The sequence below is a fragment of the Pseudomonadota bacterium genome, assembly GCA_040752895.1.
Classification (GTDB): Bacteria; Pseudomonadota; Alphaproteobacteria.
The window spans coordinates 92,081-117,461 of sequence record JBFMHN010000005.1 but is presented as its reverse complement, the minus strand read 5'-3'; the positions used below and the strand labels follow the sequence as shown (position 1 = coordinate 117,461).

The window sequence follows — 25,381 nt, the reverse complement described above, 5'->3', positions numbered from 1 at the left end:
CTGGCAGACCATGGAGCACGATCATCATCACGCAGCGCCCGACATACCGGCGGGAGCGAACACTGCAACGGACCCGGTTTGCGGGATGACGGTCGCGATCAAGCCGGACGGACGTCGCGCCGAGTTCCAGGGCAAGACCTTCCATTTCTGCTCGGAGAAATGCCACACGAAGTTCAAGGCCGATCCTTGGTTCTATGCCTCAGGCCGCGCGGCCAGTCAAAAGAAGGCAGCCCCGGCCAACGTCCGGTACACTTGCCCGATGCATCCCGAAATCGTGCGCGATGCGCCGGGTTCATGCCCGATCTGCGGCATGGCGCTGGAACCGATGGTGCCTTCGGACGAGCCAAGTGAAGAGCTGACGGATTTCACTCGCCGGATGTGGATCTCAGCGGCTGCCGCAGTACCGCTCATCATCCTGACCATGGGCGAACTGGTGGCGCTGCCGGTACGCGACTGGATCGGGCACCAGATGGCCAGCTACCTCGAGTTCGTGCTCGCCACGCCGATCATCCTCTGGGCGGCGCTTCCATTCTTCCGGCGCGGCTGGGATTCGGTCGTGAACCGCAGCCCCAACATGTGGACGCTGATCAGCATCGGTGTGGCGGCGGCATACCTCTACTCGATCGTCGCCACCTTCCTGCCGGGTGTGTTTCCCGAAGAGTATCGGATGGGCCACGGCGTCGGCACCTACTTCGAGGCGGCGGTCGTGATCGTGGCGCTGGTCTTCGTCGGCCAGGTTCTCGAACTGCGCGCGCGCGAACGCACCGGGGATGCGATCCGCGCACTTCTGGACCTCGCGCCGAAAACCGCGCGGCGCATTCTGCCGGACGGCAGCGAATACGACGCTCCGCTGGAAAACATCATGGAGGGCGATCGGCTTCGCGTGCGCCCGGGCGATGCTGTCCCTGTCGACGGGACGGTGATCGAGGGGCGATCCTCGCTGGATGAAAGCATGCTGACCGGCGAGTCGATGCCGGTTGAGAAAGGTCCGGGGGATGCGGTGACCGGCGCCACGATCAACAAGAACGGCTCTCTGGTGATCGAGGCCGGCAAGGTCGGGTCCGATACCGTGCTGGCGCAGATCGTCTCGATGGTGTCGAAGGCGCGGCGGTCCCGCGCGCCGATCCAGGGGCTGGCCGACCGCGTGTCGGCGGTCTTCGTGCCAACCGTGGTCGTCATCGCCATCATAGCCTTCATCGTCTGGATGATCTTCGGCCCGGAACCCGCGCTAGTCTTCGCCATAGCATCCGCCGTTTCAGTCCTCATCATTGCCTGCCCCTGCGCTCTGGGGTTGGCGACGCCGATCTCCATCACCACGGCAGCGGGGCGAGGCGCACAGGCGGGCGTGCTGATCAAGGACGCCGAGGCGCTGGAGCGTATGGCGGGTGTCGATACGCTCATCGTGGACAAGACCGGCACCCTGACCATGGGCAAGCCGAAGCTGACCGACACCGTGGCGCTTGGGGAGGTCACTGAGATTGACCTGCTGTCGCTGGCTGCGGCCCTGGAGCGCGGCTCTGAACACCCCCTGGCAGAGGCGATCGTCGAGGGCGCCGAGGCGCATGACGCCCCGCGTCAGGAGGCCAAGGACTTTGACGCCGTCACCGGCAAGGGCGTACGTGGCAAGGTTGGCGAACGCGAGGTGGCGCTCGGCAATGCCGCGATGATGCGGGAGATGGGTCTGGACACGGCAGCGGCCGAAGCTAAGGCCGACGCTCTGCGCGTCGAGGGCAAGACGGCCATGTTCGTGTCGGTCGACGGCGCGCTTGCCGGCATCGTGGCGGTGGCCGACCCAATCAAGGACAGCACCGCGGAAGCGATCAAGGAACTTCACGCCCAAGGGCTGCGCGTCATCATGGCGACGGGTGACAACGAGCGCACGGCGCAGGCAGTGGCGGGCAAGCTCGGCATCGACGAGGTGCGCGCGGGCATCCTGCCCGAGGGCAAGAAAGACCTGATCGACCAGTTGCGCCGCGATGGCCACAAGATCGCGATGGCGGGCGACGGGGTGAACGATGCGCCCGCGCTGGCCGCCGCCGATGTCGGCATCGCCATGGGAACCGGGGCCGATGTGGCGATGGAAAGCGCGGGCATCACCCTGCTGGGCGGCGACCTGATGGGCATTGTCCGCGCGCGCAAGCTAGCGCGCGCCACCTTGCGTAACATCAGGCAGAACCTGTTTTTCGCCTTCGCCTACAACGCGCTCGGCGTGCCGGTCGCGGCGGGGCTTCTTTACCCGGTCACCGGGATGTTGCTGTCGCCGATGATCGCGGCGGCGGCAATGAGTCTGTCCTCCGTTTCGGTGATCACCAACGCCCTGCGGCTCCGGCAGATAGACCTCTGACCGCATAAAAAAACGTCCAATCTGGAAAGGTAAACCAGATGACTCCAGATGCTCTTTCTCGGCGCGCGATCCTGATCGGCGGAGCAGCATTGCTGGCTGCATCGCCGCTGAGGACCCTCGCGCAGGGCTTCGGACCGGCGATCCATGTGATGAAGGACCCGAATTGCAGCTGCTGCTCGGCTTGGATCGAGATCCTCGAGAACGTTGGCTTTACCGTCACGACCGAGCCGAGCGCCGGGACTCTTCTGATGCGCTACAAGCTGGACAACGGCATTCCGCAGGAGATGGTCTCCTGCCATACGGGCCGCGTCGAGGGCTACATGATCGAGGGCCATGTCCCTGTCGCCGAGATTCGTCGCCTGCTGGATGAGCGCCCTGACGCAGTGGGCCTCGCAGTGCCCGGTATGCCCTACGGATCGCCTAGCATGGGGCCGGAAAGCGAACGCGAAGCCTATGACGTGTTCCTCGTTCGGGGCGGCGGATCGACCGAAGTCTTCACCAGCTACGCTGCCGCGTGACCTTGAAGCTGCAATTTCGCTCCTGATCAGGGGCGAGGACACACACGCGCCTGATCCCGCATGACGGCGTAGTCACGCAGCATCTCGGCGATGGCCGAATGTTTCGGCAGCAGATCGAGCTCGTCGGCTGCCCGCGCCTGGAACTCGCGGCTATACTCGGCCACGGGCGGGCAGACGGTGACGACGCTCGGCTCAGAAACGCCCGTCGCGCATCCGCTCAGCAAGCTCGCCGCGATCGCGAGGGCGGCGAGCCGCGGCATCCAGCATCTGGCGCTGCACGTCATTGGCGTTCTCCATGGTTTCGAGACGTTCCGCCAAACGCCCGGCGCGCTCGCCGGCGCGGCGGATCGACAGCAGGAACAGGAGGACGGTGAGGGCGAGCGCGCCGTATCGCAGCGCGACACGGGCCCACGGGCTGGCGGCGATCCCGGTGAGCAGAGCGGCGATCATCGACGCCCCCGCTTCCAGTCGTCGATGCGGGCGTAGATCGTCACGGCAAGGCCCGCGAGCGCCACGGCGATGAACACCCAGCGCAAGGTGTCGAGATAGGGCACGAGCGGCAGGATCGCGGTCTGGGTCTCCGCCAGGACGTTCTGCGCCACCTCGACGCCAGCGGCGCCAAGCGTCGCCACGCCTGCTGCGCCGCTGCCCTTCATCGTGCGACTGTCGGCCAAGACCTCCCGCACGGGCGCCGTTTCCGCGGCGAACGCCGTCGCCCGCACCGGGAAACGCTCGCCCCATTGCCGAGCCGGGCCGAGATCGATGTGCATGAAGCCCGAGCGCGGATAGTAGCCGAAGCCGAGGAAGCCGACGGCTCGGGCGGCAGCCTCGAAAGCGACCGGATCGTGGTTGGCCATGGCGATGTCGAAGGCCGTGCCGTCCATGTGCTTCGAGCGCGGCGCGCCGCCTACAGCGCGGTTATGTGCCGGACTGCGGTAGGCCGAACGGACGATGAGCGGCTTGCCAAGCCGGTCGCGCAGCGCCTGGAGCTTGTCGAGCGCCTCCTCGTTGATCCGCAGGGAGCCGCTGCCCCGGCAGGCGATCTCCGCGGGGGAGAAATCCTTCCAGCGCCACGAACGCTCGGGCATGTCGCGCCAGTGTTTGTAGGTCATGGTCGTCATCGCAGGTCTCCAGGCGCAAAAAAGCCCGCTCCTCGGCGAGGGCGGGCGATGGTCTGATAAGTCGGGCGGATGGGTTAAGGCGTCGGCCCGAAGAGCTTCAGCTTGATAGCAATGCCGGCCATCAGGGCGAGCAGGACGCCGGTGGTGATCAGCCGCACGGCGGTCTGTACGGCCGTCTGTTTCGCGAGGCGGAAACCCGCGAGCAACGAGCGAAGATCGCGGATGTCCTCGGCGGCATCCTGGCCATCGAGACCGACCTCATGCAGGGCGCGCCGCGCACCCGTCTCGGCCGCCCGCTCCAGCAGGGCTTCAAACTCGGCGGCCGGCAGCGCGATCAGCGCCCCGCTGTCTGGTTCCTTGTCCATGACGCAATTCGGGAGTGATCAGAGGACAAGCGAGCCGGCCAGCGTGAACCCGATCCCGGCGAGCGTGGCGTCGGGCGTCGAAGGCGCGACCACGCTGAGCACCTGGCCGGGCTCCAGCACGGTTTCGCTGGCGGCGATGAAGGTGCCGCTCGTGCTGGCGGCGGCGAAGCGCATGGCGGCGCTGCTCACGCCATCGACCCGAATGTCGAAGTCCGTCTGGGCGGTTGCCGCCGCCTCGGCGCTGGCATGGCTACCGGCAAGATCAATCTTCAGCCGGGTGCGTCGCGCCACCGGCACCCGCACGATCACCTCGTCCGCGGCCGGCTGCCCGGCCTTGTAGCCGCTGATGTCGGCCGGGGGATCGGCCGCATCCGCAGTCTCGACAACCTCGATCGCCAGCCACGTGCGCTCGAGGCCGCGCAGCTCCCCGGCCGTGCCGACATAGACGGCCAGCTCGAACCAATCACCCGCCGACACCGGCAGGACGGCGCTCGACAGATTGCGCATCTGGTTGGAGTAGCCGCTGTCGCCGCGGACGATGACGGCGCCGCCGCCCGGCACGCTGTTTCCGTTCTTGCGCACCTCGACCAGCTGACTGGTCGGCGAGGTCTGCCACTCGATGTTGCCCACGATCCGGACCTTCGTCACCCCGGCGGGAATGGTCAGGCGGGAGGGCTGGCCCGCATCCCAGAATGCGTCGCTGTCGTACTCGACGCTTTGCCATGGCACGGCGACGTAAACGCCGGTCGTCGCGACGCTGAAATTGGTCGAGCGTCGCAGCAGCGCGCCCCGGAAGGGCAGCAGAGCGCGGTTGAAGATGGCGACACCTGTGGCGCCCCACGCGGCTCCATCGAACTGGAGCACGTCGCCATTGGCGGCGCCGGCGATGGAAACGTCGGTGAGATCACCCAGCGCGCCAGCGCCGCCGCCCACCCCGTAGAGATCGCCGCCATTGCCTTGAACCAGCACCGTCGCGCTAGGGGCGATGACGACCTCCGCGCCGGAGCCTGCATATTTGGCACGGACGTCATGGCCGCCTTGGCACGCGTTTCGGATTGCGAGCCGCCGGTGATTGGCGGGCAGCGTCAGGGTCCGCGATGCCGTCAGCGTACCGGTGAGGATGATGAGGCCGTTCCGGTTGGCTTGGGTGCCAGTCAGCGTCAGGTTGGCGTCGGCCATCGCCACCGACAGTGCCCGGTTCATGGCGTTGTCGAGGGCATCGACCGCGTCGTTGATCGTGACCTCTTTCTGGTTCTGGGCGGCCGCGACATGGGTCACGGCCAGATTGGGGCTGGGCATCAGTTGATCTCCAAAGTGACGGTGCGCGGGAAGCCGCGGCCCGCGACGGCGCTGATCTGGAAGACGGCGACGGTCAGGGACGACGGGACCGCACCGAAGTCGGCGAGGATGTCGGCATTGGCGTAGACGACGCTCGGGCTCGTCGCGGTGAGCGTCCGCTTCACCACTCCGCCCGGGGCGGAGAGGATGTCGACCTCGTAGACCTCGGAGGTCTCGCCGATCGGCACGAGGCCGGTGCCGTCCTTCAACTCGCCACCGATCCGGGTCCGCCGGACCCAGGAGAGACTGATGTTGACCGGATTCCCGGTCAGAGCCGCCTGCACGTTCCAAGGCGCGTAGGGCTTGAGGTCATTCCCTGAGTGACTGACGACCAGCGTCTCGGCATCCTCGAAGATCGTGCCGAAGCCGACCGCTCTCCAGGACCGGGGTAGATCGAGATCGCCGAGCGATGTGACCATGGTCTCGACATCGTCGGGGTCGAGGAGGACAAACAACTCGCCGGCCTCGTGCCCCTCCACGAAGACATCAGAGCCACGTCGGCCGCGCAAAAGCCCGGACAGGGTGTATGAGCCGTCCGGGTTCAGCGTCACGTCGCGGAACTGGATGATCTCGGGCTCGCCGTTGGCCTTGAGGACGAGGGCCGCGTTGGCGCCGCTGAGCATCGAGTCCTGTGTGACGCTCTCCAGCCGTTCACCGCCGGTGGTCATGAACACCGTGAGGCTGTTCGTCTCATCGGTCGCGAACGGGGACGTGGGCGTGCCAAGGGGGGTCGCCGTGGCGCCCCAGGCCGCCTCGCTCAGGGATCGCCCCACCTGAGCCCACGCCGTGCCGTCGGCGCTCCGGTAGAGAGAGGCACCGGGCCAGCCCGGGCCTCCAAAGCCGCCCATGAGGTAATAGATCCGCGACCCCGACCCGCCGGTGTCATCGGTATCGCGCAGCAGCGGAAGGTCCGGCAGGATCAGCCGCGTCGCGGCCTGACTGCCGACGAGCTGTACCGGTTTTCCGGAGCCGCCATCGGCAGCCACGTTGGAGACGTAGGTGGCGGCAGCTTCAGAGACTCCCTTCACCGCGAGCGAGAAATCGGCCCCGACATCGAGACGGGTGATGCGGGTCCGGAAGGTCGAGCCCGACTCGAAGAGCACGTCCACGACATCGGTCGGATCGAGGCGCAGCCAGTCGGCCGGTAGTTCTGCTTCGTACGCGCTGCGTTCGATCCATGCGCTGTAGAGCGTCTTGGCGGCGATCTGCTTGGCCGTCGTCGCGTCCAGCGCAAGGGCTAGCTCTACGCTGGACTGGTTGCGCGAATGCATGGTCGGCAGCGGCAGGGATGTGCGTTTTTCGCTCTGCGTGCCCTGCTGGTAGTCGGCGCCGCGATCCATGTAGACGACGCTGACGCGTTCCGGCAGCTCGACCTCTTGCGTGCGACGCTCACGCCAGCTTTCGCCGGTCCGCTCATCCAGCGGCAGCAGAAGATCCGCGTCGATGGTCGCGGCGGGCGGTCGTCCCCGCGTCCGGAACCGCAGCGCATCGTCGCTTTCCGCAGCGTCGAAGAAATAGGCCTGTGCCAGCGGCTCGATGGCGCCCCGCACGGTGGTCTGCCGCCCGATGACATAGCCGGGAACCGTCGCCCCGAGATCGGCGACGTCTATGTCGGACAGACCAAGGCCGGCACGGGCGCAAAGGTCGGAGACGATGCCGGAGAGCGTCTCTCCACCACCGCCGCCGCGATTGAGGAAGAGCTTCGCCCAGCCCTGGCTGCCGCGGACCAGATGCGTGTCGGTGACGGCATCGTAAACCTGAGCACCGCCTTCGCTGACCGCACCCGGCCAGATCTCATTGAGAACGAGAGCGCCTGTGGCGGTGTCCAGCTGGATGACGCGCGTGCCCCGCATCAGCGTCCAACGCTGCCCGCGCAGGCGGCACTGACCGTAGTAGGGCCCTTCGTAGTTGATCTGGATCGGAACGACCGTCTTCCAGACGATACCGGTGTCGCTGCGCCATTTCAGCGTATAGATGGCGCCGGGCGATCCCCCGTTCGAGATGCGCGCCTGAAAGATGACGCTGTCGTCGGTCGCGTCATAGGTGAGCCCGCCCGCGCTGCCGTAGAAGCCGGTGGCGCCGCTCTCGACATCCGACGGCGAGAAGGTGGCAACCTTCTCGAAGGTGACGCCGAGGGATTGGCCGGTGAGGCCGTCGTACTCTGCCAGCGCGGAGACCCGCAGGCGATAGAGGCCGAGGCTTCCATGGTTCGTGCTCGTCCCGCTGCCGAGGATCCAGCCATCCCCGAAGCCTTCGCCGACCTCACCACCAATGACGCCCCGAACGCGAGGTTCGGTGACGCTCTGCCCGGCGCCCCAGACATAGCCCATGGTGTCGGCACGGATGAGTCCGACATCGTCGAAGAGCGATCCGGTGAGAACGAAGTCGACGCGGCCAGAGGGGCCGTAGGCTGAAAGCATCCCCATCCACGTCGTGGCGACGAACCGCAGGGTCGAGTTGGTCAGGCCGTTGCTGGTGGAGCCGAAGCGGCCGACTTCCTTGAGGGCATTCGGTTCGATGCGCAGGATCGGGCGTGAGTTGCTCGATCCGGTCACGACATAGAGGTGACCGTCCTCGCCACAGAACAGCGTGCTCGGGAAGTTGTTCGGCGCGACGGCCGTGATGTCCGTCATCCGCGCCTGGTGGTCTTCTTTCATGGTCCGCAGGCTGAAGCGGCGGATCCCGGCCTCGGCGGCGTTGACGTCGCTGTCCAGGAAGTAGCCGTATCCGCGGCGCCAATCGACGGCCAGATCGTCGATCTGGTAGGTGCCGAAATATCCGCCTTCGCCCGTCGTGATGAAATCGAGCAGCTGGTAGGGCTGCTGAGCCGCCCGCTGGTAGGTGATCTCAGCCGTGATGTTGGGGATGCGGTTGCCGAAGTCCGCGAGCGCCAGATCTTCGAAGACGATGGTGGCGAGACCCCGATGGGCGGGCGCACGGCCTGCGCCGACGTGCGTTTCGATCAGCGGATCGGCCAGCTGATCCTCCGCCCCGGAATGGAACCGGAACTTGAGATCGGGTTTGGCGACGTCGGGGCTTGCGCCGGTCTTGTCGTAGATGAGTTTGCCGTCCGCCCAGATCCGAAGCACGTCCTCGGCCGGCCCTTCGCCGAAGCTGAGGGCGAAGGACGCGAAGTACGAATATGTGACCGAGGTCTGGGTGGCTCCGCCGCCGCCCTTGCCGCCCGAGCGGGTCCGGGTGACGTTCTGCTGCTCGCGAATGCCGGAGGACCAGATCATGTTGCCGGCCATGCGCAAGGTGCCGTAGCCGATGGCGATCGCTGCGCCATAGGCGGACGAGGAGACGGTCAGGTCACCGAGGCGCGGTCCCTCGGTGGTGACGTTCTGCCCCTTGGCGGGAAACAAGAGGCTGCCGACCACCGAGCCGACGAGCCAGCCGGCTTGCCAGCCGAGGCCGACCGCGGAGCCGAGCGCGGCTCCGCCCACTGCGACGAGGATGGCCATTGAGCGTTCTCAGCGAAAGTGGGGACCGGTTTCGCGTCCGAGAACGCGACACACAAAGTCCCGAGGTCAGGATCCGAGAGAGCGAAAGCGAAATGCGAACTTGATCTTGGCCGGCCATTCGCCGACATAGGGTTCCTCGATCACCTGCCTGCGCGTGGCGTGCGCGTGCAGGAGATGCAGCCGTCCGAGCCGTTCCGTCAGAAAGCCGCAATGGCAGGGATAAGCCTGATCAGCGAAGACGAGGACGTCACCGGGCTTCGCTTGTGTGACAGCAATGCCGTCCATGTGCCCGCGAAAGTGCTCGACGAAGCCCTGTCCCTGCGCGCGGCGCCCATAGGCCGTGCTGTCGTGGTCGGCGAGTTCGAGCGCCCGCGCGACAAGGACCACGAGCCCCGCGCAATCAACACCGGCGCGGCTTCGCCCCTGGTGTCGCCAGGGAACACCCAGCCAGGTCCGGGCCTCGGCGACGATCGCATCGGCCAGATCCCCGATCGCGGTGGCGGTCGCTGATGGTGGGCGGTCAGCGTGCATCGGGATAACTCATCATGGCGTCCTGGCCCGGCACGTAGGGTTCGCCTCGAAAGTTCAGGACGTTGGTGAAGCGGTCGATGCAGGTGTCGAACCGCTTGTCGCAGCCGGGATGAACGCGGAAGGCGTCGCCGGGCTCGATCGCGTATCCCATCGGCAGGAACAGCTCGATCCGCCCGCTGCCTTGGGTCCAGCCCTTGACCTCGATGGAGCGACCGGCATTGGCGCCGGTCTCCCAGGTCAGCACGCCGCCAGCAAACCAACCGTCGGCCGCTCGCGGTTCATCGAGCGTGGCGTTGAAGACGGCCCGGTCGGTGACTGCCGTCACGATGCCCGACCGGCTCCAGGCTTCCTCGGCCTCGAACACCGCACCGCCATCGGTGGTTTGCGCGCCGACATTGGTGTCGAAGCTCGGTGGCTCGGATGCGGTCGTTCCATCGGTCACGCACCGATAGACGCGGTTCTCGAACATCTGCGAGCCGGTTCCCATTCCCGTACGCACGCGCACCACGTCACCGACGGAGTACGCCGTCGACCGGGCGATTTCTGGCGGATTGACCGGCACCTTGCAGCGGTGATCTCCGAGATCGGCGCGGCATTCGGGGCTGTAGAGTTCGCCGACGCGTTGCTGCAGCGCTTGGGTCATGCCACGCAGTTCGGTCCGGAAAATGCCCTGCTCGGTCAGAACGACCTCGCCGAACCAGCCGCGGCGCATCCGAAGAGCGCCCATGGCGGGGTCCGCCCAGTTGACCAGGAAAATCCGCACCTCGGCCTGGTCGAAGAGACCCGCGCGCAGCTCTTCCTCGGTGATCGACGCGCTGTCGAAGACGCCCTCGACGTCGAGATTGTCGACGCTCAGGCTCGCATCGTTGGCAATGGCCGTGCGCGAATAGCCGGAACTCGCCTTGTAGACGTTGCCCTCGAACGACAGATCCCGGTCGTGGTCGGTGAAGAAGAACTCCTTGCCGTCAACGCGCGAGATGCGCCAGCAGGTGGCGAGTGTCGTCACCGGTCCGGCGAGGTGCGCCGCGAGGGCTGCCGAAGTCGATTTCATGGTCTGATCTCCAGCACCGGGATCTGGCCCCAACTGCCGAGCTGATAGGTTTCGATGGTGAGGTCCATCTGATCGCTGTCGAAGCGGACGGGCACGTCGAACTCGAAGTCCGCCGTCACTTGGACGCCGGATGCGGGGGCGACGGTGAAGGTCACGAGCCCGGTCGCCGTGTTGACGCTCCAGCCAGAGACCGCCTCGACGCCGTTGCGGTAGATCTTCACCGTTCCGGGAACGGGCTTGGTGATGACCCGGGTCTCGACCTCGCCGCCGCTGGCGTAGGTCTTCACGAGCTGGAACGTCTTGCTCGCGCCGTCGCCTTGCCCGATCAGCTGGGCCAGCGCCTGGTAGTCGGTCCAGTCCTTGAAGCGGAAGCCGTAGGCTCGCCCGCGTCGCGCGCGAAAGAAGGCGATGAGGGCGGCCACCTGATCGCGTTTCTTCAGGCCGTGCGCCACGTTCCATTTGCCCCGCGCGGCGGCCCAGTTCGCGTTGCGCCGCTCGTGTCCCGAAACCGTCGTCACCACGGTGGTCGAGTAGCCGGGGCCGCCAGACGCCCCGTAGGAGATGTCCGGCGGGAACTGAACTTCGTGAAAGCCGCTCATCTGTCGATCCGTCAGAGATTGCCCAGTTCAGAGATTACGTCGGGCCCGCTCCATGGCGCGGGCGGCGTCGGCGGCGATCTGCCCCTGGGCGTAGCGAAAGCTGCCAGCATCCGGGGTGGAGATGTTCATCACCACGTTGACCGGTGGACGGGTTTCGCGTGCGGCGCCGATCGCGGCGAGCTGAGCCCGTGACAGCACCATCTCACCACGCTGCAGGATCGCGGGCACCTCGTCGGCACGAAGCCCCGCGAGACCGCCGTCGTGGAAGCGCGGCGCACCCGCAAAAGCGAATGCCGGGACGAGCCGCTGCTGAGCGGGCCCCCCGGCGACGCCGCCTTGATGGAAGATGCCGGCAAACAGCCCGCCTCCGCCGCCGAACAAGCCGCCGAGCAGTCCGCCGCTGCCTCCGCCAAGTGCATTGGCTAGAGGCCCGAGGATCGCGGAACGAACCGCGATGCGGGTGATGTCGGCGAGGATGCTGTCGGCGAGCGCCTTGAAGTCGATCTTGCCGCCGGTCACGAAGCTGGCGATGGCGTCCTCGGCGCTGCGAAAGGCGCTGGTGAGAGCGCTGCCGAGACCCTTGCCCCAGTCCATCGCCTCGCTGGCATAGCGGGACAGCTCCTCGCGAACGGCCGCCCAGCCGGTTGCCGCCTGCGTGGCCGCCGTTGCCGCCGCCTCACCAGCGGCGCGGCTTGCTTCCGCGGCGCGTGCGGCGGAACCGGCCGAGCCCTCGCCGTCTCCTGCGGCATCGCCCCCGGCGCCGCCGATGGCTGCGAAGGCTTCATCGAGGCGGTCGGTCGCCCCGGCCGCATTGTCGATCTCGGTGTTCGCGCCCGCCATGGCCTCCCGGAGCGCCGCGATTGACGCGAGGGGCGCGCCTGCCAGCTCTCCCAGCGCCGTCGCCGTCTCTCGCGCACTGTCGGCGGCAGCGCGCGCATCCTCGGCGAAAGCCGACAGACCGAAATCCGGTGCCGCGAAGGTGTCCGTCTCGAACGCAGCGGCGAAGGCATCACGCGCGGCGTTGCCAGCCTGGCTCGCGGCACCCGCAAACTCGTTCTCGATCCGGCCGAGATCGACGTCCGGCACCAGCTCGATGGCCCGCTCGATGCCGATCGCCGCCAGACCCGCATTGACGCCTTCGAGGAGCGCGTTGATGCCGTCGACCGCACCGTTCAGCATCGACTCCAGCCCGGCGATCAGCGCGTTCGCCGCTTGGATCGTCAGATCGCCGATGGCCCGAGGCAGGTTGCCCCAGATGACGACCATTGCATCGAAAGCGCCCTGAAACGTCCCGATGGTGCGATTGCCGAAGGCGACGACGGCCTCGAGCGACGCCTGCAGCGCGTCGGCGATGCTCGCTTGAATGCCGCTCCAGGCGGCGTCGATGCGCGCTTTCAGGACGCCGGCCAGCAGTCCGATCCTGTCCCAGACCTCGGCTGCCACGTCACCCAGCAGGCCGAGCGCAGCGCCGAAGCCGCCGGTCGCCTGCACCAGGCGACTGAACTGGTAGATCAGTTCGCCCGCCGCAACGACGAGCGCGCCGATCCCGGTTCGGATCAACGCGCCGCGCAGAAAGACCAGCGCGGTGGCGAGGCCGCGCACCGAGGCGGCGGCCACAACCATGCCGGCGACCCAGCGCCCTGCGATGAAAGCGGCGAAGGCCGCGGCAATCGAGGCGAGGCGACCGATGTTGTCGAACAGGAGCCGGATCGCCTGACCAAGCGGACCGGTGGTGCGCGAGATCGCCGCCAGCGCGTCGGCGACGGCTTCGAGGGCCGGGGCGGCGGCAACGGCGAGTTGGTTCGACAGCCCGCGCCAGATCAGACTAAGGCGAGAGATCGCATCGTTCGTCCGCTCGATCTGATCGGCGTCCTGCTCGGACACGACCACGCCGAAATCGCGAACGTCCTGTGTCGCCTGCCGGAGGGTCGCCGTGTCGATCCGGGAGATGGCGATGCTGCCTTCCTCCCCGAACAGCTGCCCGGCGACCGCTGCACGCTCAGCCGCGGGCACGAAGTCTTCAATCGCCTGATTGATACGACCGACACGCTCATCTAGCGGCAGGGCAAGCAAGGCCGAGGCCGAGAGCCCGAGCCGTTCGAGCGCCGCGACGGCAGGACCGGTCCCGGCGGCCGCCTGGCTGAGGCGGCGGGTGAGGTCCTTGGTCGCCTGCTCGATGCCGGACATCGACACGCCGGCCAATTCGCCGGCTCGTTCGAGAACCTGAATGCTCTCGACGGTGGTCCCGAGCGACTGGGCGAGCTTGGCCTGTGCGTCAACGACCTGAAGGCCGGAGCGGATCATGGCCGCAGCGCCCGCGGCGAAGGCGGTCGCTGCGGCGGCGGCCGCGATCTGCACGCGCCGATAAAAGGCCGCGACACGGCTGTTCGCAGCGTCCATCTCCCGCGATAGCCGACGAAACCCTTGCTCGCCGGCATCGCCGATGCCCTGCAGTTCAGCACGGACCTCGCGCCCTCCGACCACGGCAAGGCGAACGGAGACGCGTTTCTCAGCCATCTTGATCAGTCCTGATTTGCGCGTTCAGCCCGCGCACCATCATGCCCTCCACCTCGGGCAGCAGTTCCGCGCAGACGAGGGTGTCCACTCCAAGCGCGTGCGCGCAGGCGAGAGCGGCCGTCATGTCGAGGCCGAGGACCGCACCGGGGACGGCGCGCAGCTGCCCTGTGAGCTTTTTGGCGAGATCCCAGACCTGCCATCCTTCGACCGTCAGTGGACGGTTCAGGACGGCGGGGCATTCGCTGCAGGTGCCGCGACAGGATCGGCAATACTGGTCGCCCCCGCTGAAGTGCCATTCGGCGAGGGCGCGGAGCCGTTTTTTTCCGCTTCCAGCAACAGGCCCTTCGACACGTAGCGGAGCTGGAAGGCCTCGAAGATCGGCAGGATGTCCAACAGCGCGTCGATGCCTTCCGGTGTGACGGGCACCGGATTGCCTTCGGCGTCGCCCACCCCCTCCCATTCCAGCACGACCAGCCGTGCCAGGGCCTTGGCCATGGTGACCGCGATGGTCTCGTTCGACGCGCCTTCGGGCAAGGCAGCCACCGCCGGATCACTGCGGGCGGCGGCCATGAGCGAGGTCGTCAGGGGAGCGACGCGCACACGCACGTCATGTCCGAGGTCGAGCCAGGTCGGCTCGCGCGACAGGTTCAGGCGGATCATGGGAATGGCCTCAGGTGTAGCTCGTGACGTCGTTCAGGAGGTGGGCGCGCAGCATCGTGCCTTCGCTGTCATCGTAGGCGGCGCGCCAGTCGAAGCTCGCCTCGACTCCGCCGGGGCCGGAGACGGCATATTTTGGTTTGGGCAGGAAGACCCGCGGCAGCTCGAACCGCAGCGCGTAGCCTTCCGGGAAGGTGAACCCGTATTCGAGTCCGACGGGATCGCCATTGGCGGCCTCGGCCACGAGCGTCGCGCCATCGAAGCGTACCGACATCGATCCTTCCGCCGAGGCGAAAGTGGGATCGGCCGCCTCGATCTTGCCGTCCTCGCGAATGACCCGGACGCGTTCGAGATTGTTGGAGAAGGTCAGACTGCCGCCAGTGACGCCGGCGAGCGCCGCACCGCCGCGTCGGATGAAGCCGCGCCCCTGGCTGAAGCGGCGGAGCGCGTAGGCCGTCGGATTGGCGTCGACCGTCGCCGAGAAGCGTTCCTCGCCTTGGGCCACGAGCTGGAGACGGGCGTTTGCCGGTCCCTCCTGACCCATCTCGAAGTTCAGGCTCTCCATCACCGTGCCGAGGTGACGGAAGAACACCGGTGTCGTGAGCTTCGGATGGCCGACCTCGATCGTGTAGCTCGGGATGTCGTCGGCGCCGCTCTCCCAGACATGCGCATAACCGCCGCCGGTCAGTGTCCCCGCCGAAGCTGCCGCGGCAGAGGCAGAGGCAGAGATCGTGAAGGCGTTCCCGGTCGGCCCGACGACATCAAATGCGATGACGAGGGTCTGCGTGCTCGTCGGCCGGGAATACGTGCATTTGGCGATTTCGGGATCGGCCGAAGCGTTGAGGTCGCTGACCAGCTGATCGACGGTCTGCGTGGCCGTTCCCTGGATTTGCGTCTCCTCTGCGCCCGCCGTACCGGAGACGAACGTCCAGGCCGTACCGTTCAAGGTGATCGTGTCCCCCGCCGTGGGATTGACGGCGAAGACGATCGAGCCGCTGGCGTTCGTGGGCGTGGTCACCGGGTCTCCGAAAAGGCCCGTCAGCCAAAAGCCCGTTCCACGCAGGTCGAGCGGGATGTCGAGCTGGCCCTCGTCGGTGATGAGGCCGCGATAGGGATCCTGCGCATTGCGCCCGCGTCCGAGCAGCGGGTCGTCCCCAAGCGGCTGCGCCGAAGAGAGATCGGTCGACTTGAAATCAAGGCTTCGATAGCCGGAGAGCGGAGCCACGCCGTAGCTCGCCTCGCGGCAAGCCTTCAGCGTGGCGTCCGCGCCGTAAGCGCGCACCTTGGGCATGGAGAACTCCTATTTCCAGGTTCAGGCAGTGAGCGGATCGCTCACCAGATATTCGACGGTGACGACGAGCCGGGCGGTGAGGATCGGGGCTGCACCCTCGATGGCGAGCGCCCCGGTCTCGGGCGCCGACGGCGTCAGGTTCTCGGCGAGACCACCGAGCGAGGGATCGATCCTGAGTGCCGAGCCGATGGCGCCGAGCAGCGTGTCGAGCGCCGCTTCGCCTCCGCCCGTCGGATCGCGGGGCACATAGACCTCGAGCTCGATCCTGTGGGCGTAGAACTCCGTGCGCGGATTGAGCGTCACGTCCGGCTCGCCCGGATCGCCGTCCCGCAGGATGACGAGACCGGATGCCGGCACCTTCTCGGGCAGCACCTCGTTGCGACGCACGTTCGCGTCCAACGTGTTGTCGAGCGTCTGGAAGAGGGCTCCGAGGATGGCTTCACGGCGGCTGGACACTGGTTTTCCTTAAACTTGCGGCCAATGCAGGTGATCTCTCCGCACACGGTGCGGCGCGCACATGCACCGGGATGCGAAGAAGGCGAAGACGGGGCTACCGCCCTTCGACCCAGTTGCGGACGACCAGGCCGGGCAGCCGCTCCTGCCAACTGTTCGCGGCGGAGGCGACATCGAGCCGCTTCCTGCATGTCACCTGCGGCACCAGAATGAAGATCGGCACGGTCACCAAGCCGCGCCCGCTCCGCACAGCGGCGGCACTGGCTCTGGCGTATCCGCCCCGCTTCCCCGTCCGCGCCCGCATGTTGTCGGCGACGAGCAGAGACGCAGCGTTGCGCCGGTAGACGAAGCGCAGCCGCTGCCCGGTACGCCGTTCCCATCCGCCGGGCGTAATCTTGCGGCCACCGTCGCCGAAGCGTCCGGCAGCAGCGGTCGGAATGGCCAGGAAGAAACCCTTGGTCGACCGGATGGTCGCGCCGTCTTCGTAAATGCGAATGATGCCGGGCGCCTTCGACCAGACGAGCCCCGCCGCCCGGATGCTGTTCTGGCCCTTGGGGAAGGTCTCGGACCGCCAGGTACGGGCCAGCCGAGGGCCGAGCCCCGCATTGGTGATCTGCGTCCTGAGCTCGGTCTTGAGTCCCTCCGCCGCCTCACCGACACCGGCCGTGACAGCCTCTTCGGCCGCCTTCACCTCCTCGGCCATGATGCGACCAAGGTCACCGATGATGGTCGCGGACAGCCTCATACCGGTCTCAGCTCCACGCTCCAGACAAGGCGTTCGCTGTCGCGCACGGGCTCTCCCTGCACGACGTAGTTCGCGCCGTCGATTTCGAAGGCATCCGCTTCCGCCAGGCTCGGGGCGTCGCGCGTTCGTACATCGCCAATGATGCTTTCGCTCCAGATGCGCGTCTCGCCGAAGCTCTCGACACGATCCGGCTGTCGCAAGACAATCCGGACGGTCACCGGCGCGCCCGTGCCGCCTGCCCGCCAGATGGCATCCCGCGCGAGATTGGGATCGGCGAAGAGGTCGTCGATCGCCTCTGCGAAGACGCTCATGCTCAGTTGCTGGAGAAGATGCGCACGGCGAGACGCGGACGCTTGTTGATCGGCAGGATCGAGGCCTCGGTCTTGACCTCGATGGCGCTGCCGTCGGGTCGGGCGATCTGCCGCGCGTAAATCGGCAGGCCCACCGTGTTGACCGTCTCGATCAGGTTGGCCGGGGCGCCGTGGGTGACGAAGGTGTCGAGCGTGCCGAGCGGGAAGGCGATGCCCTCGCCGGAGGGGATCAGGGTTTCCGTTGCGCCGGTCGAGAGCGTGACGGTGGCGTTGTACTCCTCGAACAGGATGCCGGCGAAGGGAAAACGTCGGCGGGTGTCCTCGCGCAGCGGCTGCGCCCCGGTCGAGGAATAGTACTTGTAGGCCTCCTCGACCTTGGCGTGGCCGATCAGCTTGTCGAAGAACTCCGGGCTCACCATCGCCAGCACGCCGGTCATGGTCTCGCCCTTGAGCTCGGTCTCGACCTTCCTGAGCACGTCGCGCACCTTGCCCTGGACCTGGGTGCCGGCGGTGCCGAGCACGAAGTCCGTCTCAAGCTGCGCCAGCCCGAACTCGGTGAAGTAGTTGTAGAGCGTGGTGCCGGCGCCGTCCTTGACGATGCCGCGCAGCGCGTTGACCTCCATGTATTCCCGCGTTTGGGCGTGCTTTACCCGCATGCGGGTGAGCTTGCGCTCCATGACGGTGGCGAGCGGATCGGCGGCGTCGGCCACACCGAAGCCGCGCACGCCCTGGATGTCCTGTGGCGTGATCACGTCGTCGTGGGGAATCCACGGCACGGTGAAGGAGCGCATGGAGCGCGTGTCGCGGTTGGCGACGGTGGCGGGACCGCCGAGCGGCACGGTCGGCAGGAGGTTCAGCACGCCTTCGGCCTGCTCGATGACGACGGAGCGCTGGGTCACGCCCTCGAAGCGGAAGAGGCCCATCTGCCCGAGCCGGGTGTAGACGTTGGGCAGGATGTTGATGGCCTGGGTCATCTCGGCGAGCGAGTAGCCGCCCGCGTCGAACGGATTGATCATGGCGACCATGGGGTCGGGTCTCCTTGGGATGGAACGGGCATGAAAAGGCCCCGAAGGCGGACGCCTCGGAGCCGGTGACGGGTTGGGTCTGACGAGCGTGGATCAGGCGGTGTCGCGTGGCACGATGCCGGCAGAGCTCAGCTCGGCGTGCTTGACGGCCGTCTTCGCCGCATCATCGACGGAGGCGTCGAAGGCGAGCGCCGCCTTGGAGACGATCGCGGGCCCGCGGGCGACGACGAGGCCAGTCCTGTCGCCGGCCGTCCCGTCGACCGCCTCGATCAGGACGGCCGTTGCGACCTCCGCACCCTCATCTCCGACGACCTCGGCGTCCGGCGATAGGCGGTACTTGCCCGACGCGGTGATCCGGCCGAGGACGGATCCGAGCGCGTAGTTCGTGCCAGCCTTGAGGGTCACAGCCTCGCGGCAGTAGCTCGCATTGAGCTCGTATTTGAGCAGGTCGCCTAGGGTCGGCGACATGGTGAGAACGGTCATGATGATCCTCCTTGTCTTCAGCTGCGGTTGGCCGAGGCGCGCTCACGCGCACGACGCACGATGGGGCTTTCGCCGTTCGATACCGGCGAGCCGGCCAGTGACGGCGCCACGGCGACCACAGAGCTCGCCTCGGCGCGTGCTGCGAGCGCATCAAGGATGGAGCTTCGCAGCGCATGCGGCGCAATCCCCTTCGCCATGGCGTCGGCGGCGTCGATGGCGACGCCCAGCCGGGCCCCTTGGGCGGCGATGGCGGCGATCTCCGCATATTCGGCGCGCAGCCGCTCGGCGGTTTGATCGGTCTGCGCCTCCGTCGCCTCCGGCGACGCGGCGAGCGGCGCTGGTTGCGGCGTTCCGAGAGTTTCCGGATCAGACGCGTTCGTCTCCTCGACAGCCGCGTCTTCGGCAGCCGGGTTGAGGTCGGGTTCTACTGTCATTGCGGTCTTTCTCCTTGACGGTTGATGGGCTCGGGCACGTTGCGATGCGCCCGTGATGAGGCGTGGCGGGTCGAGCATCCGGGTGAGATCGGCAAGTGCGTGGCCGACGGTGCCGACCTGGTCGGCAAGGCCGGCGTCGATGCCCCGCTGGCCCCGATAGATCGCGGCCTGTGTCGCGTGGACAGCGTCGGGGCTCATGTTCCGGTTGCGCGCTACCAGAGTGACGAGGTCGGCATGGAGCGCGTTGACATCCGCCTGGATCGCCGACAACGCCGCATCCGAGAGCGGTTCGTGGGCATTGCCATCGATCTTGCGGTCGCCCGCGTGAACGAGCGTCCATTTGAGGCCGGCCATGACGTCGGCGACGCTCTCGTCGACATGGATGGCCACGACGCCGATGGATCCGACCTCCGCCGTCCGGGTGACGTAGAGGCGGTCCGCCACGCTGGCGATGGCAAAGGCAGCCGACAGCGCGCTTTCGCTCGCGACAGCCCAGAGTGGCTTCTGCGCGGCTTCGCGCAACGACACGAGGCGATCGACCAGGTCGAAGAGACCGCCGACCTCGCCGCCCGGCGAGTCGATCTCCAACAACACGGCCCGCACAGAAGGATCGGCCAGCGCGGCTTCCACGGCGGAGGCGATCTCGTCATAGTCGCTGGCGCCCAGAAGACTGGTGAGCCAGTCGCCACGCGTCACCAACGGTCCGAGGATCGGCACCACGGCGATGCCGGGACCGGTAACGGAATGGCTCGCCACCGGCGGTGCATCGCGGGCCGGAAGCATGACCGGACGGGCATCGAGCATTGGGCCGGCGGCGAGCAGGCCGTCGAGCGCTCGCGGGGCGATCGCCAAGAGCCGGCCCGATAGCCGGGCCATGAGAGGGTTGATCATATCCGATCCATGCTTATGTATTGCGTTAGCTAACGAAGTGCGTTAGTATTGGGTATGATCAAGTCGTTTCGGAACGCTGCGGCAGAGGCCGCCTGGGCTCGCCGCTTCATCAAGGGCGTCCCAAACGACATCGTGAAGGTCGCGAACCGAAAGCTGATGCAACTCCACAACGCCCGAACTCTCGAAGACCTCAGGGCGCCACCGGGCAATCGCCTCGAGGCTCTAACTGGAGACCGAAAAGGCCAGCACAGCATCCGGATCAACGACCAATGGCGCGTATGCTTTGTCTGGCAGGACGGTGACGCCCATGACGTTGAGATCGTCGATTATCATTGAGGAGAAAACCCATGGCTGATTTTGCCCCAACCCATCCCGGTGAGGTTCTACGCGAGGACTTTCTCAAGCCGCTCGGCATGAGCCAGTACGCACTCGCCAAGGCAATCGACGTGCCGCAGATCCGGATCAGCGAGATCGTCAACGCCAAGCGGGCCATCACGCCCGACACGGCGCTCAGGCTTGCGCGCTACTTCGGGACCAGCCCGGAACTCTGGATGGGCATGCAGGCGACCTACGACCTCGAATTGGCGCGCGACCAAGTTGGCCCCGAAATCGAGGCGAGGGTTCATCCCAGAGCGGCCTGACCGCTGAAATGAACAGGACCATGATCACCTCAGGCCCCCAAGCTGGCGCGGACATCGCGGGTGACGGAGGCCAGATCGATTACGACCTCGACGTCTCCTTTCCGTGCGCTGACGATATCCTGCCCGGCAGTCTGCAAGGGAGACGTGCCGATCAGCTCTGCCGCTCGCGATATCGGCAGGCCCGCTGTTTGCAGGCGGGTGATCGCGGCCAGATGGATGGCATCGCGCAGTGTGTAATCGCGAGCCACACCGGACCGTGTTACCCGGACCGGATCGAACTGACCTCGCTCGATCCACTGATGCAGGCGCGGCGGGCTGATGCCCACCGCAGCGCAGACCTCGGCAACTGTGAAAGTGCGCTCCGTCATGAGGGCTGTTCCTCCAGGATCGGATTACTGTCCGGCTGTTCTCCAATCCCTCCCGCGGCGCTGCCGAAGGAGAGGCCAAGCTGACGCTCTCGCGCACGGTCCGCAGCAATCTCGGCATCGACCTGATCGGCGTCATAGCCGCGCTCGGCGAGCGCCTGCGTCCTGCTCTTCAGCCCCGCCTCGATCTGTTCGATCTCGGCGCGCGCGTCCTTCAGCGGATCGACCCAGTCCCATTTGGGCGGAAGCCAGGAACATCCGAGATAAACGCGCCTCTGCTGTTCGTGATCGGGCAAGGCAATCGCGCCCGCCATGACCGCCGTATCGAGCCATCGCGCCCAGACCCGTCGACAGATTTGCCAGACCATGACCGAGTGCTGGTAGGCCTCGATGCGGCGGCGAAACTCGAGGAGCGCGAGCCGCGAGTTCGAGTAGTTCGCTTTCAGCATGTCGTTCGACAAATACGCATACGGAATGCCGAGCGCCGCCGATACCTGCAGCAGCGTGCGGTACTGGAAAGGCTCGTAAGTCTGGCCGACATCGGCCGGCGCCGAGGTCTGCACCTCCTCGCCCGGTTCCAGCATCACGATCTGGCCGGGCTGCAGATCCATCGTGCGCTCGCCACTCTCATCGCTCTCGGCAATGTCGAAGGGCTCCGCCGGCGCCGGCGTGGTGATGAACAGCGCATGCATCGCCGCGACCTTCTTCCTGTCGAGTTCGGCGTCGTCGTACTGGTCGAGCAGGAACAGCTTCACGATGCCCGGCGCGAAGCGGGAGATCCCGCGCAACTGCCCCGCATCGACCGGATCGATGACGTGGATGACCTCGGACGCCGGAACCCGCACCGTCTCGCCCGCAAGGCCGGGATCGGTCACGTCGCCCGGATGGCGGCGCAGGAAGTGGTAGGCCACGCGCCGGCCAATCCGATCGAACTCGATGCCCTGGCGGATGACGTTGCCGCCCGCGATCTGCTCGTTGCGCGTGAGCGGCAGCATCTCGGAGGGGATCATCTGCAGCTGCAGCGGCACCATGAGCCCGTCCTCGGGCCGGCGCGGACGGAAGCGGAAGAACACCTCGCCGGCAATGAATACCTCGCGCGCGGCGCGCCGCTGCTGGCCGTAGAAGTCGGTGAACCCCTCGGCGTCGCTGTCGTCGGTCCAGTCGAGCCAGAGGCGCTGCACGCGCGCCTTGAGATCGGCATCGGCGATCAGGGACGATGGCTTGATGCCGTCGCCCACCACATTGCCGGCCCAGCTCTCGATCGCGTTCGCCGCATAGCCGTTGTTGCGCACGAGCCAACGGGCGCGCGCGGTGATGTCGGCGCCGGCGGCGGCGATCAGCGTGTTGAGATGCGCCCGGCTCGGCTGGAAGTGCCGCAGCCTTCGGCTTCCCTGTCCCGCTTCAAAGCCGCCCACCAGAGCGCCGATGCGGCGGCGCCACCGTGTGATCGATTCCAGCACGGGTCAGAGCCCCTTGCTTGCCGTCGTGCGAACGATGCGACGGCGCGCGCCGGTTTGCTCCTCGGCGATCCGCCGTTCGAGGTCGCCGAGGGCGGCCGCCATTTCGGCATCGCTCGCATAGGTGATGCGGCGCCCCTCGACCTCGACGGTGCGCACGCCGCGCCATCGGGCTGCAAGCAGCGCATCGCGGCGCGCGATCATGTCCTCAAGCGTCATGGTCTTGGTCTCAACTCAGATAGCTGGGCGTGAACACCCGTCGGCCGCGCCGGGCTGGTGCTCGTCGCACCAGACCCGCGGAGGCGATCTCTGGCGCGCCGGGGTCAGGGGCCGCGGTCTCTGGCGCCGCTGTGTTGCTCGGATCGAACGAGCCGACCTGGCGTTCGAGATCGCGCCATTTCTCCTCGCCCCAGCGGTCGGCGCCGGCGATCCAGGCGGCGGCTCGCGCGTAGACCCGGCAATCCAGCGCCTCGTTGCGCTCGCGCAGCTTCTGCCATTCGAGCCGCTGAAACCCGCGCCTGGTCTTCACCGTCACCAGCTGCTCGGCGACGAACTGCTTGCACCACTCGCTGTCGGCCCAAGCCGGCAGGTGGATGGTCCCTGCGGGAAAGCGCGCGCCTCCGGCACGCTCCTCGTCGGTCGGCCGTTCGAGCCGGAGGTAGCGATAGGTCTCGGCCTTGAAAGTCGAGACCGCGACCGACCACAGACGCGCGCCGCGCCGCAGTCGCTTGCCGCCGGCAGTCGCATCGACATAAGTCGGGCCGGAGACCGGGCTCGCCCGATTGAAACCCTCGACGCCTTTGACCGGCGCCACCTGCGCGAAGCCGGCGCGCCGGGCCCAGCCGTAGACCGAAGGCGCCTCGAAGCCGGTGTCGATCGCGAGGCGCGACAGGCCCATCGCCGTCCCCGAGGCGTGCGGCCAGTTGCGGCCCAAGAGACCGTCCAACGCGGACCATGCGGCGGCATGTTCGGGGCCGCCCTCGATGACAATGTGGTCGACGAGCCAGCTCTCCAGCCCGCGCCCCCATGCCCAGACATCGACCTCGATGCGATCCTTCTGGACGTCGGCGCCGGCGGTGAGAAACAAGCCGCCCATCGGCACCGTGCCGGCCGGCCAGCTCTCCCTGCGATCGTAGAGCCGCTGCCAGTCCGGCGCTTCGCCCGTCTCGACCCATGTCTCGCCCAGCGAGGTGTTGACGAAGGTCTTCATCGCCTCGTCGCCGTGATCCTTCGCTGACAGAAAGGTGCGCACCATGGCTTCCAGACGGACCCAGGAGGAGTAGACCTCGTTCAGGTGAAAGCCGGCGATGCCATCGAAGGCCGCCTCGGCCCGCCATTCGCCCCTGCGTACGGCGGCCCAGCGTTCGGCGTCGCTCCAATGCGCGCCACAATGGCGGCATTGGTATCGCGCGGTCTCCGGCCGGTGGGCGCCGTCCGCCTCGCGGTCCCAACGAACCTGCTCCCAGACCAGCGTTTGATGCTCGCCGCATTCAGGGCACGGCACGAAGAAGCGGCGCCTGTCGCTTTCGGCATAGGCGGTCTCGATCCGGCTCGCGCCACGGATGGTCGGCGTCGAGACCAGGACGATCTTGCGGTTCCAGAAGGTGACCGTGCGCTTCTTCGCCAGATTGACCGGATCGCCCTCGGCGCCGGCGCTGAACGGATAGCGGTCGACCTCGTCGCACAGGAGGATGCGGATCGGCCGGCTGGCCAGGCCCGAGGGTGCATTGGCGCCGACGATGGTCAGATGCCCGCCGGGAAACTTCTTGTGCAGGATCTTGTTCGAACCGTCACGCGACTTCGGATCCGAGATGCGCCCATGCAGACAGGGCGTATCGCGCGCCATCGGCGAGAAACGGTCCTTCGACCAGGTCTCCGCATCGCGTTCCGTCGGCATCACCACCATCACCGGCGCCGGGTCCTGGTCGATGTGGAATGCAACGGTGTTGAGCAGCACCTCCGTTTTGCCGGTCTGGCTCGACGACATCACGACGACGCTTTCGACCGCCGGATCGGAGATCGCGTCCATGATGCCGCGCTGGTAGATGGCCCGCTCGGTGCGCCAGCGGCCGGGCTCGGCGCTGGCTTCGGAACTCAGGCGGCGCCTGGCGTCGGCCCACTCACTGATCGTCAGGGTCGGCGGCGGCGCCAGGATCGTCAGCGCCTTGCGCGTCGCCTGCGCCAGCCGCGCCGGCCCCTTCAGCATCAACGGCGATGGCCGGGAGGTTGGCGAGTTCCGCGAGCGCTTCGGTGATCGCGTCGCGGATCTGCGCGCGCGTGCCGGCAATGGTGGACTCCTCATGGACCAGCGGCGCCAGCCTGTCGGGCAGGACCAGCAAACGCGCGCGCAGGCGGGCCAGCACGGCGATCCACGCCTCCTCGACCTGAGCGGCCGGCAAGAGATCGCCGCGCCGGACAGCTGCGTCCATTTCGGCGAGATCGGCCTTGGCCTTGATCAGCCGGGCGCGCTCGACACCGAAGTCCGCGGCGCCCGTCTGCGACCGCGTCGCCAGCTCGCGCAGGTAGCGCACATAGCCGCGCACCGTGCCGACGAGGTCGTAGCGCCCGCGTTCGGGGCCGGTGCGAGCTGACGCCGGGATGATCCCGTCGCGCGCCAGCTGCTGGACCCGCCTTTCGGTCAGGTCCAGGAGCCGGGCAATGACCGCGATGGGTTGGGTATTGGTCGCCATGAACGGGGGCCGCTCCCGGGCAAGATCAGGTCATGTCGGGAGCCCCGCCATCACTGCAGAAAAAGCAATGAAATGATGCACTTATCGACT

The 25,381-nt window shown here is 67.2% G+C and carries 27 protein-coding genes; 4 read left to right on the top strand and 23 right to left on the bottom strand.

Going from position 1 to position 25,381, the window contains the following annotated elements:
• The first annotated feature begins 10 nt into the window (after positions 1 to 10).
• Entirely contained in the window at positions 11 to 2,344 is a 2,334-nt protein-coding gene (locus tag AB1781_09820) for a heavy metal translocating P-type ATPase (protein ID MEW5704863.1), read from the top strand.
• Positions 2,345 to 2,382: 38 nt separating this feature from the next.
• Positions 2,383 to 2,862, top strand: a complete 480-nt coding sequence (locus AB1781_09815) for a DUF411 domain-containing protein (protein MEW5704862.1) — start codon at positions 2,383 to 2,385, stop codon at positions 2,860 to 2,862.
• A 26-nt stretch (positions 2,863 to 2,888) separates the two neighbouring features.
• On the opposite strand, the gene AB1781_09810 is transcribed toward AB1781_09815, so the two are convergent.
• The 18 genes from AB1781_09810 to AB1781_09725 form a co-directional block, all read right to left on the bottom strand.
• Positions 2,889 to 3,026, bottom strand: coding sequence for a hypothetical protein (locus tag AB1781_09810; GenBank protein MEW5704861.1), 138 nt, complete (start codon positions 3,024 to 3,026; stop codon positions 2,889 to 2,891).
• Between the two features lie 28 nt (positions 3,027 to 3,054).
• On the bottom strand, positions 3,055 to 3,312 hold the full coding sequence (locus AB1781_09805; protein ID MEW5704860.1) for a hypothetical protein: 258 nt from the start codon (positions 3,310 to 3,312) through the stop codon (positions 3,055 to 3,057).
• A complete protein-coding gene (locus AB1781_09800) occupies positions 3,309 to 3,983 on the bottom strand; it encodes a D-Ala-D-Ala carboxypeptidase family metallohydrolase (GenBank protein MEW5704859.1) in 675 nt (224 codons plus the stop codon). Before AB1781_09800 ends, AB1781_09805 begins: the two co-directional genes overlap by 4 nt.
• A gap of 74 nt (positions 3,984 to 4,057) precedes the next feature.
• On the bottom strand, positions 4,058 to 4,348 hold the full coding sequence (locus AB1781_09795; protein ID MEW5704858.1) for a DUF6127 family protein: 291 nt from the start codon (positions 4,346 to 4,348) through the stop codon (positions 4,058 to 4,060).
• A gap of 18 nt (positions 4,349 to 4,366) precedes the next feature.
• Entirely contained in the window at positions 4,367 to 5,647 is a 1,281-nt protein-coding gene (locus tag AB1781_09790) for a hypothetical protein (GenBank protein MEW5704857.1), read from the bottom strand.
• Entirely contained in the window at positions 5,647 to 9,150 is a 3,504-nt protein-coding gene (locus tag AB1781_09785; GenBank protein ID MEW5704856.1) for a phage tail protein, read from the bottom strand. The genes AB1781_09790 and AB1781_09785 overlap by 1 nt, the downstream gene beginning before the upstream one ends.
• 66 nt (positions 9,151 to 9,216) lie before the next feature.
• Positions 9,217 to 9,681, bottom strand: a complete 465-nt coding sequence (locus AB1781_09780) for an NlpC/P60 family protein (protein MEW5704855.1) — start codon at positions 9,679 to 9,681, stop codon at positions 9,217 to 9,219.
• Entirely contained in the window at positions 9,671 to 10,732 is a 1,062-nt protein-coding gene (locus AB1781_09775) for a DUF2163 domain-containing protein (protein ID MEW5704854.1), read from the bottom strand. Before AB1781_09775 ends, AB1781_09780 begins: the two co-directional genes overlap by 11 nt.
• On the bottom strand, positions 10,729 to 11,331 hold the full coding sequence (locus AB1781_09770; GenBank protein ID MEW5704853.1) for a DUF2460 domain-containing protein: 603 nt from the start codon (positions 11,329 to 11,331) through the stop codon (positions 10,729 to 10,731). The genes AB1781_09775 and AB1781_09770 overlap by 4 nt, the downstream gene beginning before the upstream one ends.
• A gap of 27 nt (positions 11,332 to 11,358) precedes the next feature.
• Entirely contained in the window at positions 11,359 to 13,848 is a 2,490-nt protein-coding gene (locus AB1781_09765; GenBank protein ID MEW5704852.1) for a phage tail tape measure C-terminal domain-containing protein, read from the bottom strand.
• Between the two features lie 222 nt (positions 13,849 to 14,070).
• Positions 14,071 to 14,508, bottom strand: a complete 438-nt coding sequence (locus AB1781_09760; GenBank protein ID MEW5704851.1) for a hypothetical protein — start codon at positions 14,506 to 14,508, stop codon at positions 14,071 to 14,073.
• Between the two features lie 10 nt (positions 14,509 to 14,518).
• On the bottom strand, positions 14,519 to 15,796 hold the full coding sequence (locus tag AB1781_09755; protein MEW5704850.1) for a phage tail tube protein: 1,278 nt from the start codon (positions 15,794 to 15,796) through the stop codon (positions 14,519 to 14,521).
• Positions 15,797 to 15,817: 21 nt separating this feature from the next.
• Positions 15,818 to 16,252: an acyl-CoA transferase gene (locus AB1781_09750; protein MEW5704849.1), complete on the bottom strand. Its 435-nt coding sequence runs from the start codon at positions 16,250 to 16,252 to the stop codon at positions 15,818 to 15,820.
• A 94-nt stretch (positions 16,253 to 16,346) separates the two neighbouring features.
• On the bottom strand, positions 16,347 to 16,994 hold the full coding sequence (locus tag AB1781_09745) for a DUF6441 family protein (protein ID MEW5704848.1): 648 nt from the start codon (positions 16,992 to 16,994) through the stop codon (positions 16,347 to 16,349).
• Positions 16,991 to 17,305, bottom strand: coding sequence for a hypothetical protein (locus AB1781_09740; protein ID MEW5704847.1), 315 nt, complete (start codon positions 17,303 to 17,305; stop codon positions 16,991 to 16,993). Before AB1781_09740 ends, AB1781_09745 begins: the two co-directional genes overlap by 4 nt.
• 2 nt (positions 17,306 to 17,307) lie before the next feature.
• Positions 17,308 to 18,330: a major capsid protein gene (locus AB1781_09735; GenBank protein ID MEW5704846.1), complete on the bottom strand. Its 1,023-nt coding sequence runs from the start codon at positions 18,328 to 18,330 to the stop codon at positions 17,308 to 17,310.
• A gap of 93 nt (positions 18,331 to 18,423) precedes the next feature.
• Positions 18,424 to 18,813 carry a head decoration protein gene (locus AB1781_09730; protein ID MEW5704845.1) on the bottom strand — a complete coding sequence of 130 codons (390 nt, stop codon included), beginning with the start codon at positions 18,811 to 18,813 and terminating at the stop codon, positions 18,424 to 18,426.
• A 17-nt stretch (positions 18,814 to 18,830) separates the two neighbouring features.
• Positions 18,831 to 20,138: a S49 family peptidase gene (locus AB1781_09725; GenBank protein MEW5704844.1), complete on the bottom strand. Its 1,308-nt coding sequence runs from the start codon at positions 20,136 to 20,138 to the stop codon at positions 18,831 to 18,833.
• 54 nt (positions 20,139 to 20,192) lie between these two features.
• On the opposite strand from AB1781_09725, the gene AB1781_09720 reads away from it, so the two are divergent.
• Complete coding sequence (locus AB1781_09720) at positions 20,193 to 20,474, top strand: type II toxin-antitoxin system RelE/ParE family toxin (protein ID MEW5704843.1); 282 nt, start codon at positions 20,193 to 20,195, stop codon at positions 20,472 to 20,474.
• Between the two features lie 11 nt (positions 20,475 to 20,485).
• On the top strand, positions 20,486 to 20,779 hold the full coding sequence (locus tag AB1781_09715; GenBank protein MEW5704842.1) for a HigA family addiction module antitoxin: 294 nt from the start codon (positions 20,486 to 20,488) through the stop codon (positions 20,777 to 20,779).
• A 29-nt stretch (positions 20,780 to 20,808) separates the two neighbouring features.
• Here the strand turns inward: AB1781_09715 and AB1781_09710 are convergent, their stop codons facing one another.
• Genes AB1781_09710 through AB1781_09690 form a run of 5 tightly spaced genes read right to left on the bottom strand, consistent with a single transcriptional unit; the run spans position 20,809 to position 25,291 of the window.
• A complete protein-coding gene (locus tag AB1781_09710; protein ID MEW5704841.1) occupies positions 20,809 to 21,147 on the bottom strand; it encodes a MerR family transcriptional regulator in 339 nt (112 codons plus the stop codon).
• Positions 21,144 to 22,604, bottom strand: a complete 1,461-nt coding sequence (locus tag AB1781_09705) for a phage portal protein (GenBank protein MEW5704840.1) — start codon at positions 22,602 to 22,604, stop codon at positions 21,144 to 21,146. The genes AB1781_09710 and AB1781_09705 overlap by 4 nt, the downstream gene beginning before the upstream one ends.
• 3 nt (positions 22,605 to 22,607) lie before the next feature.
• Positions 22,608 to 22,820, bottom strand: a complete 213-nt coding sequence (locus tag AB1781_09700) for a hypothetical protein (GenBank protein MEW5704839.1) — start codon at positions 22,818 to 22,820, stop codon at positions 22,608 to 22,610.
• Positions 22,821 to 22,830: 10 nt separating this feature from the next.
• Entirely contained in the window at positions 22,831 to 24,807 is a 1,977-nt protein-coding gene (locus AB1781_09695) for a phage terminase large subunit family protein (GenBank protein ID MEW5704838.1), read from the bottom strand.
• Complete coding sequence (locus tag AB1781_09690; protein MEW5704837.1) at positions 24,722 to 25,291, bottom strand: terminase small subunit, Nu1; 570 nt, start codon at positions 25,289 to 25,291, stop codon at positions 24,722 to 24,724. Before AB1781_09690 ends, AB1781_09695 begins: the two co-directional genes overlap by 86 nt.
• Positions 25,292 to 25,381 lie beyond the last annotated feature (90 nt).

What these genes read in the sequence shown, in the direction of transcription:
- AB1781_09820 (MEW5704863.1), top strand. Translation starts at nt 11, where the DNA reads ATGGAGCACGATCATCATCACGCAGCGCCCGACATACCGGCGGGAGCG.
- AB1781_09815 (MEW5704862.1), top strand. Translation starts at nt 2,383, where the DNA reads ATGACTCCAGATGCTCTTTCTCGGCGCGCGATCCTGATCGGCGGAGCA.
- AB1781_09805 (MEW5704860.1), bottom strand. Translation starts at nt 3,312, where the DNA reads ATGATCGCCGCTCTGCTCACCGGGATCGCCGCCAGCCCGTGGGCCCGT.
- AB1781_09800 (MEW5704859.1), bottom strand. Translation starts at nt 3,983, where the DNA reads ATGACGACCATGACCTACAAACACTGGCGCGACATGCCCGAGCGTTCG.
- AB1781_09795 (MEW5704858.1), bottom strand. Translation starts at nt 4,348, where the DNA reads ATGGACAAGGAACCAGACAGCGGGGCGCTGATCGCGCTGCCGGCCGCC.
- AB1781_09790 (MEW5704857.1), bottom strand. Translation starts at nt 5,647, where the DNA reads ATGCCCAGCCCCAATCTGGCCGTGACCCATGTCGCGGCCGCCCAGAAC.
- AB1781_09785 (MEW5704856.1), bottom strand. Translation starts at nt 9,150, where the DNA reads ATGGCCATCCTCGTCGCAGTGGGCGGAGCCGCGCTCGGCTCCGCGGTC.
- AB1781_09780 (MEW5704855.1), bottom strand. Translation starts at nt 9,681, where the DNA reads ATGCACGCTGACCGCCCACCATCAGCGACCGCCACCGCGATCGGGGAT.
- AB1781_09775 (MEW5704854.1), bottom strand. Translation starts at nt 10,732, where the DNA reads ATGAAATCGACTTCGGCAGCCCTCGCGGCGCACCTCGCCGGACCGGTG.
- AB1781_09770 (MEW5704853.1), bottom strand. Translation starts at nt 11,331, where the DNA reads ATGAGCGGCTTTCACGAAGTTCAGTTCCCGCCGGACATCTCCTACGGG.
- AB1781_09765 (MEW5704852.1), bottom strand. Translation starts at nt 13,848, where the DNA reads ATGGCTGAGAAACGCGTCTCCGTTCGCCTTGCCGTGGTCGGAGGGCGC.
- AB1781_09760 (MEW5704851.1), bottom strand. Translation starts at nt 14,508, where the DNA reads ATGATCCGCCTGAACCTGTCGCGCGAGCCGACCTGGCTCGACCTCGGA.
- AB1781_09755 (MEW5704850.1), bottom strand. Translation starts at nt 15,796, where the DNA reads ATGCCCAAGGTGCGCGCTTACGGCGCGGACGCCACGCTGAAGGCTTGC.
- AB1781_09745 (MEW5704848.1), bottom strand. Translation starts at nt 16,994, where the DNA reads ATGAGGCTGTCCGCGACCATCATCGGTGACCTTGGTCGCATCATGGCC.
- AB1781_09740 (MEW5704847.1), bottom strand. Translation starts at nt 17,305, where the DNA reads ATGAGCGTCTTCGCAGAGGCGATCGACGACCTCTTCGCCGATCCCAAT.
- AB1781_09735 (MEW5704846.1), bottom strand. Translation starts at nt 18,330, where the DNA reads ATGGTCGCCATGATCAATCCGTTCGACGCGGGCGGCTACTCGCTCGCC.
- AB1781_09730 (MEW5704845.1), bottom strand. Translation starts at nt 18,813, where the DNA reads ATGACCGTTCTCACCATGTCGCCGACCCTAGGCGACCTGCTCAAATAC.
- AB1781_09725 (MEW5704844.1), bottom strand. Translation starts at nt 20,138, where the DNA reads ATGATCAACCCTCTCATGGCCCGGCTATCGGGCCGGCTCTTGGCGATC.
- AB1781_09720 (MEW5704843.1), top strand. Translation starts at nt 20,193, where the DNA reads ATGATCAAGTCGTTTCGGAACGCTGCGGCAGAGGCCGCCTGGGCTCGC.
- AB1781_09715 (MEW5704842.1), top strand. Translation starts at nt 20,486, where the DNA reads ATGGCTGATTTTGCCCCAACCCATCCCGGTGAGGTTCTACGCGAGGAC.
- AB1781_09710 (MEW5704841.1), bottom strand. Translation starts at nt 21,147, where the DNA reads ATGACGGAGCGCACTTTCACAGTTGCCGAGGTCTGCGCTGCGGTGGGC.
- AB1781_09700 (MEW5704839.1), bottom strand. Translation starts at nt 22,820, where the DNA reads ATGACGCTTGAGGACATGATCGCGCGCCGCGATGCGCTGCTTGCAGCC.
- AB1781_09695 (MEW5704838.1), bottom strand. Translation starts at nt 24,807, where the DNA reads ATGCTGAAGGGGCCGGCGCGGCTGGCGCAGGCGACGCGCAAGGCGCTG.
- AB1781_09690 (MEW5704837.1), bottom strand. Translation starts at nt 25,291, where the DNA reads ATGGCGACCAATACCCAACCCATCGCGGTCATTGCCCGGCTCCTGGAC.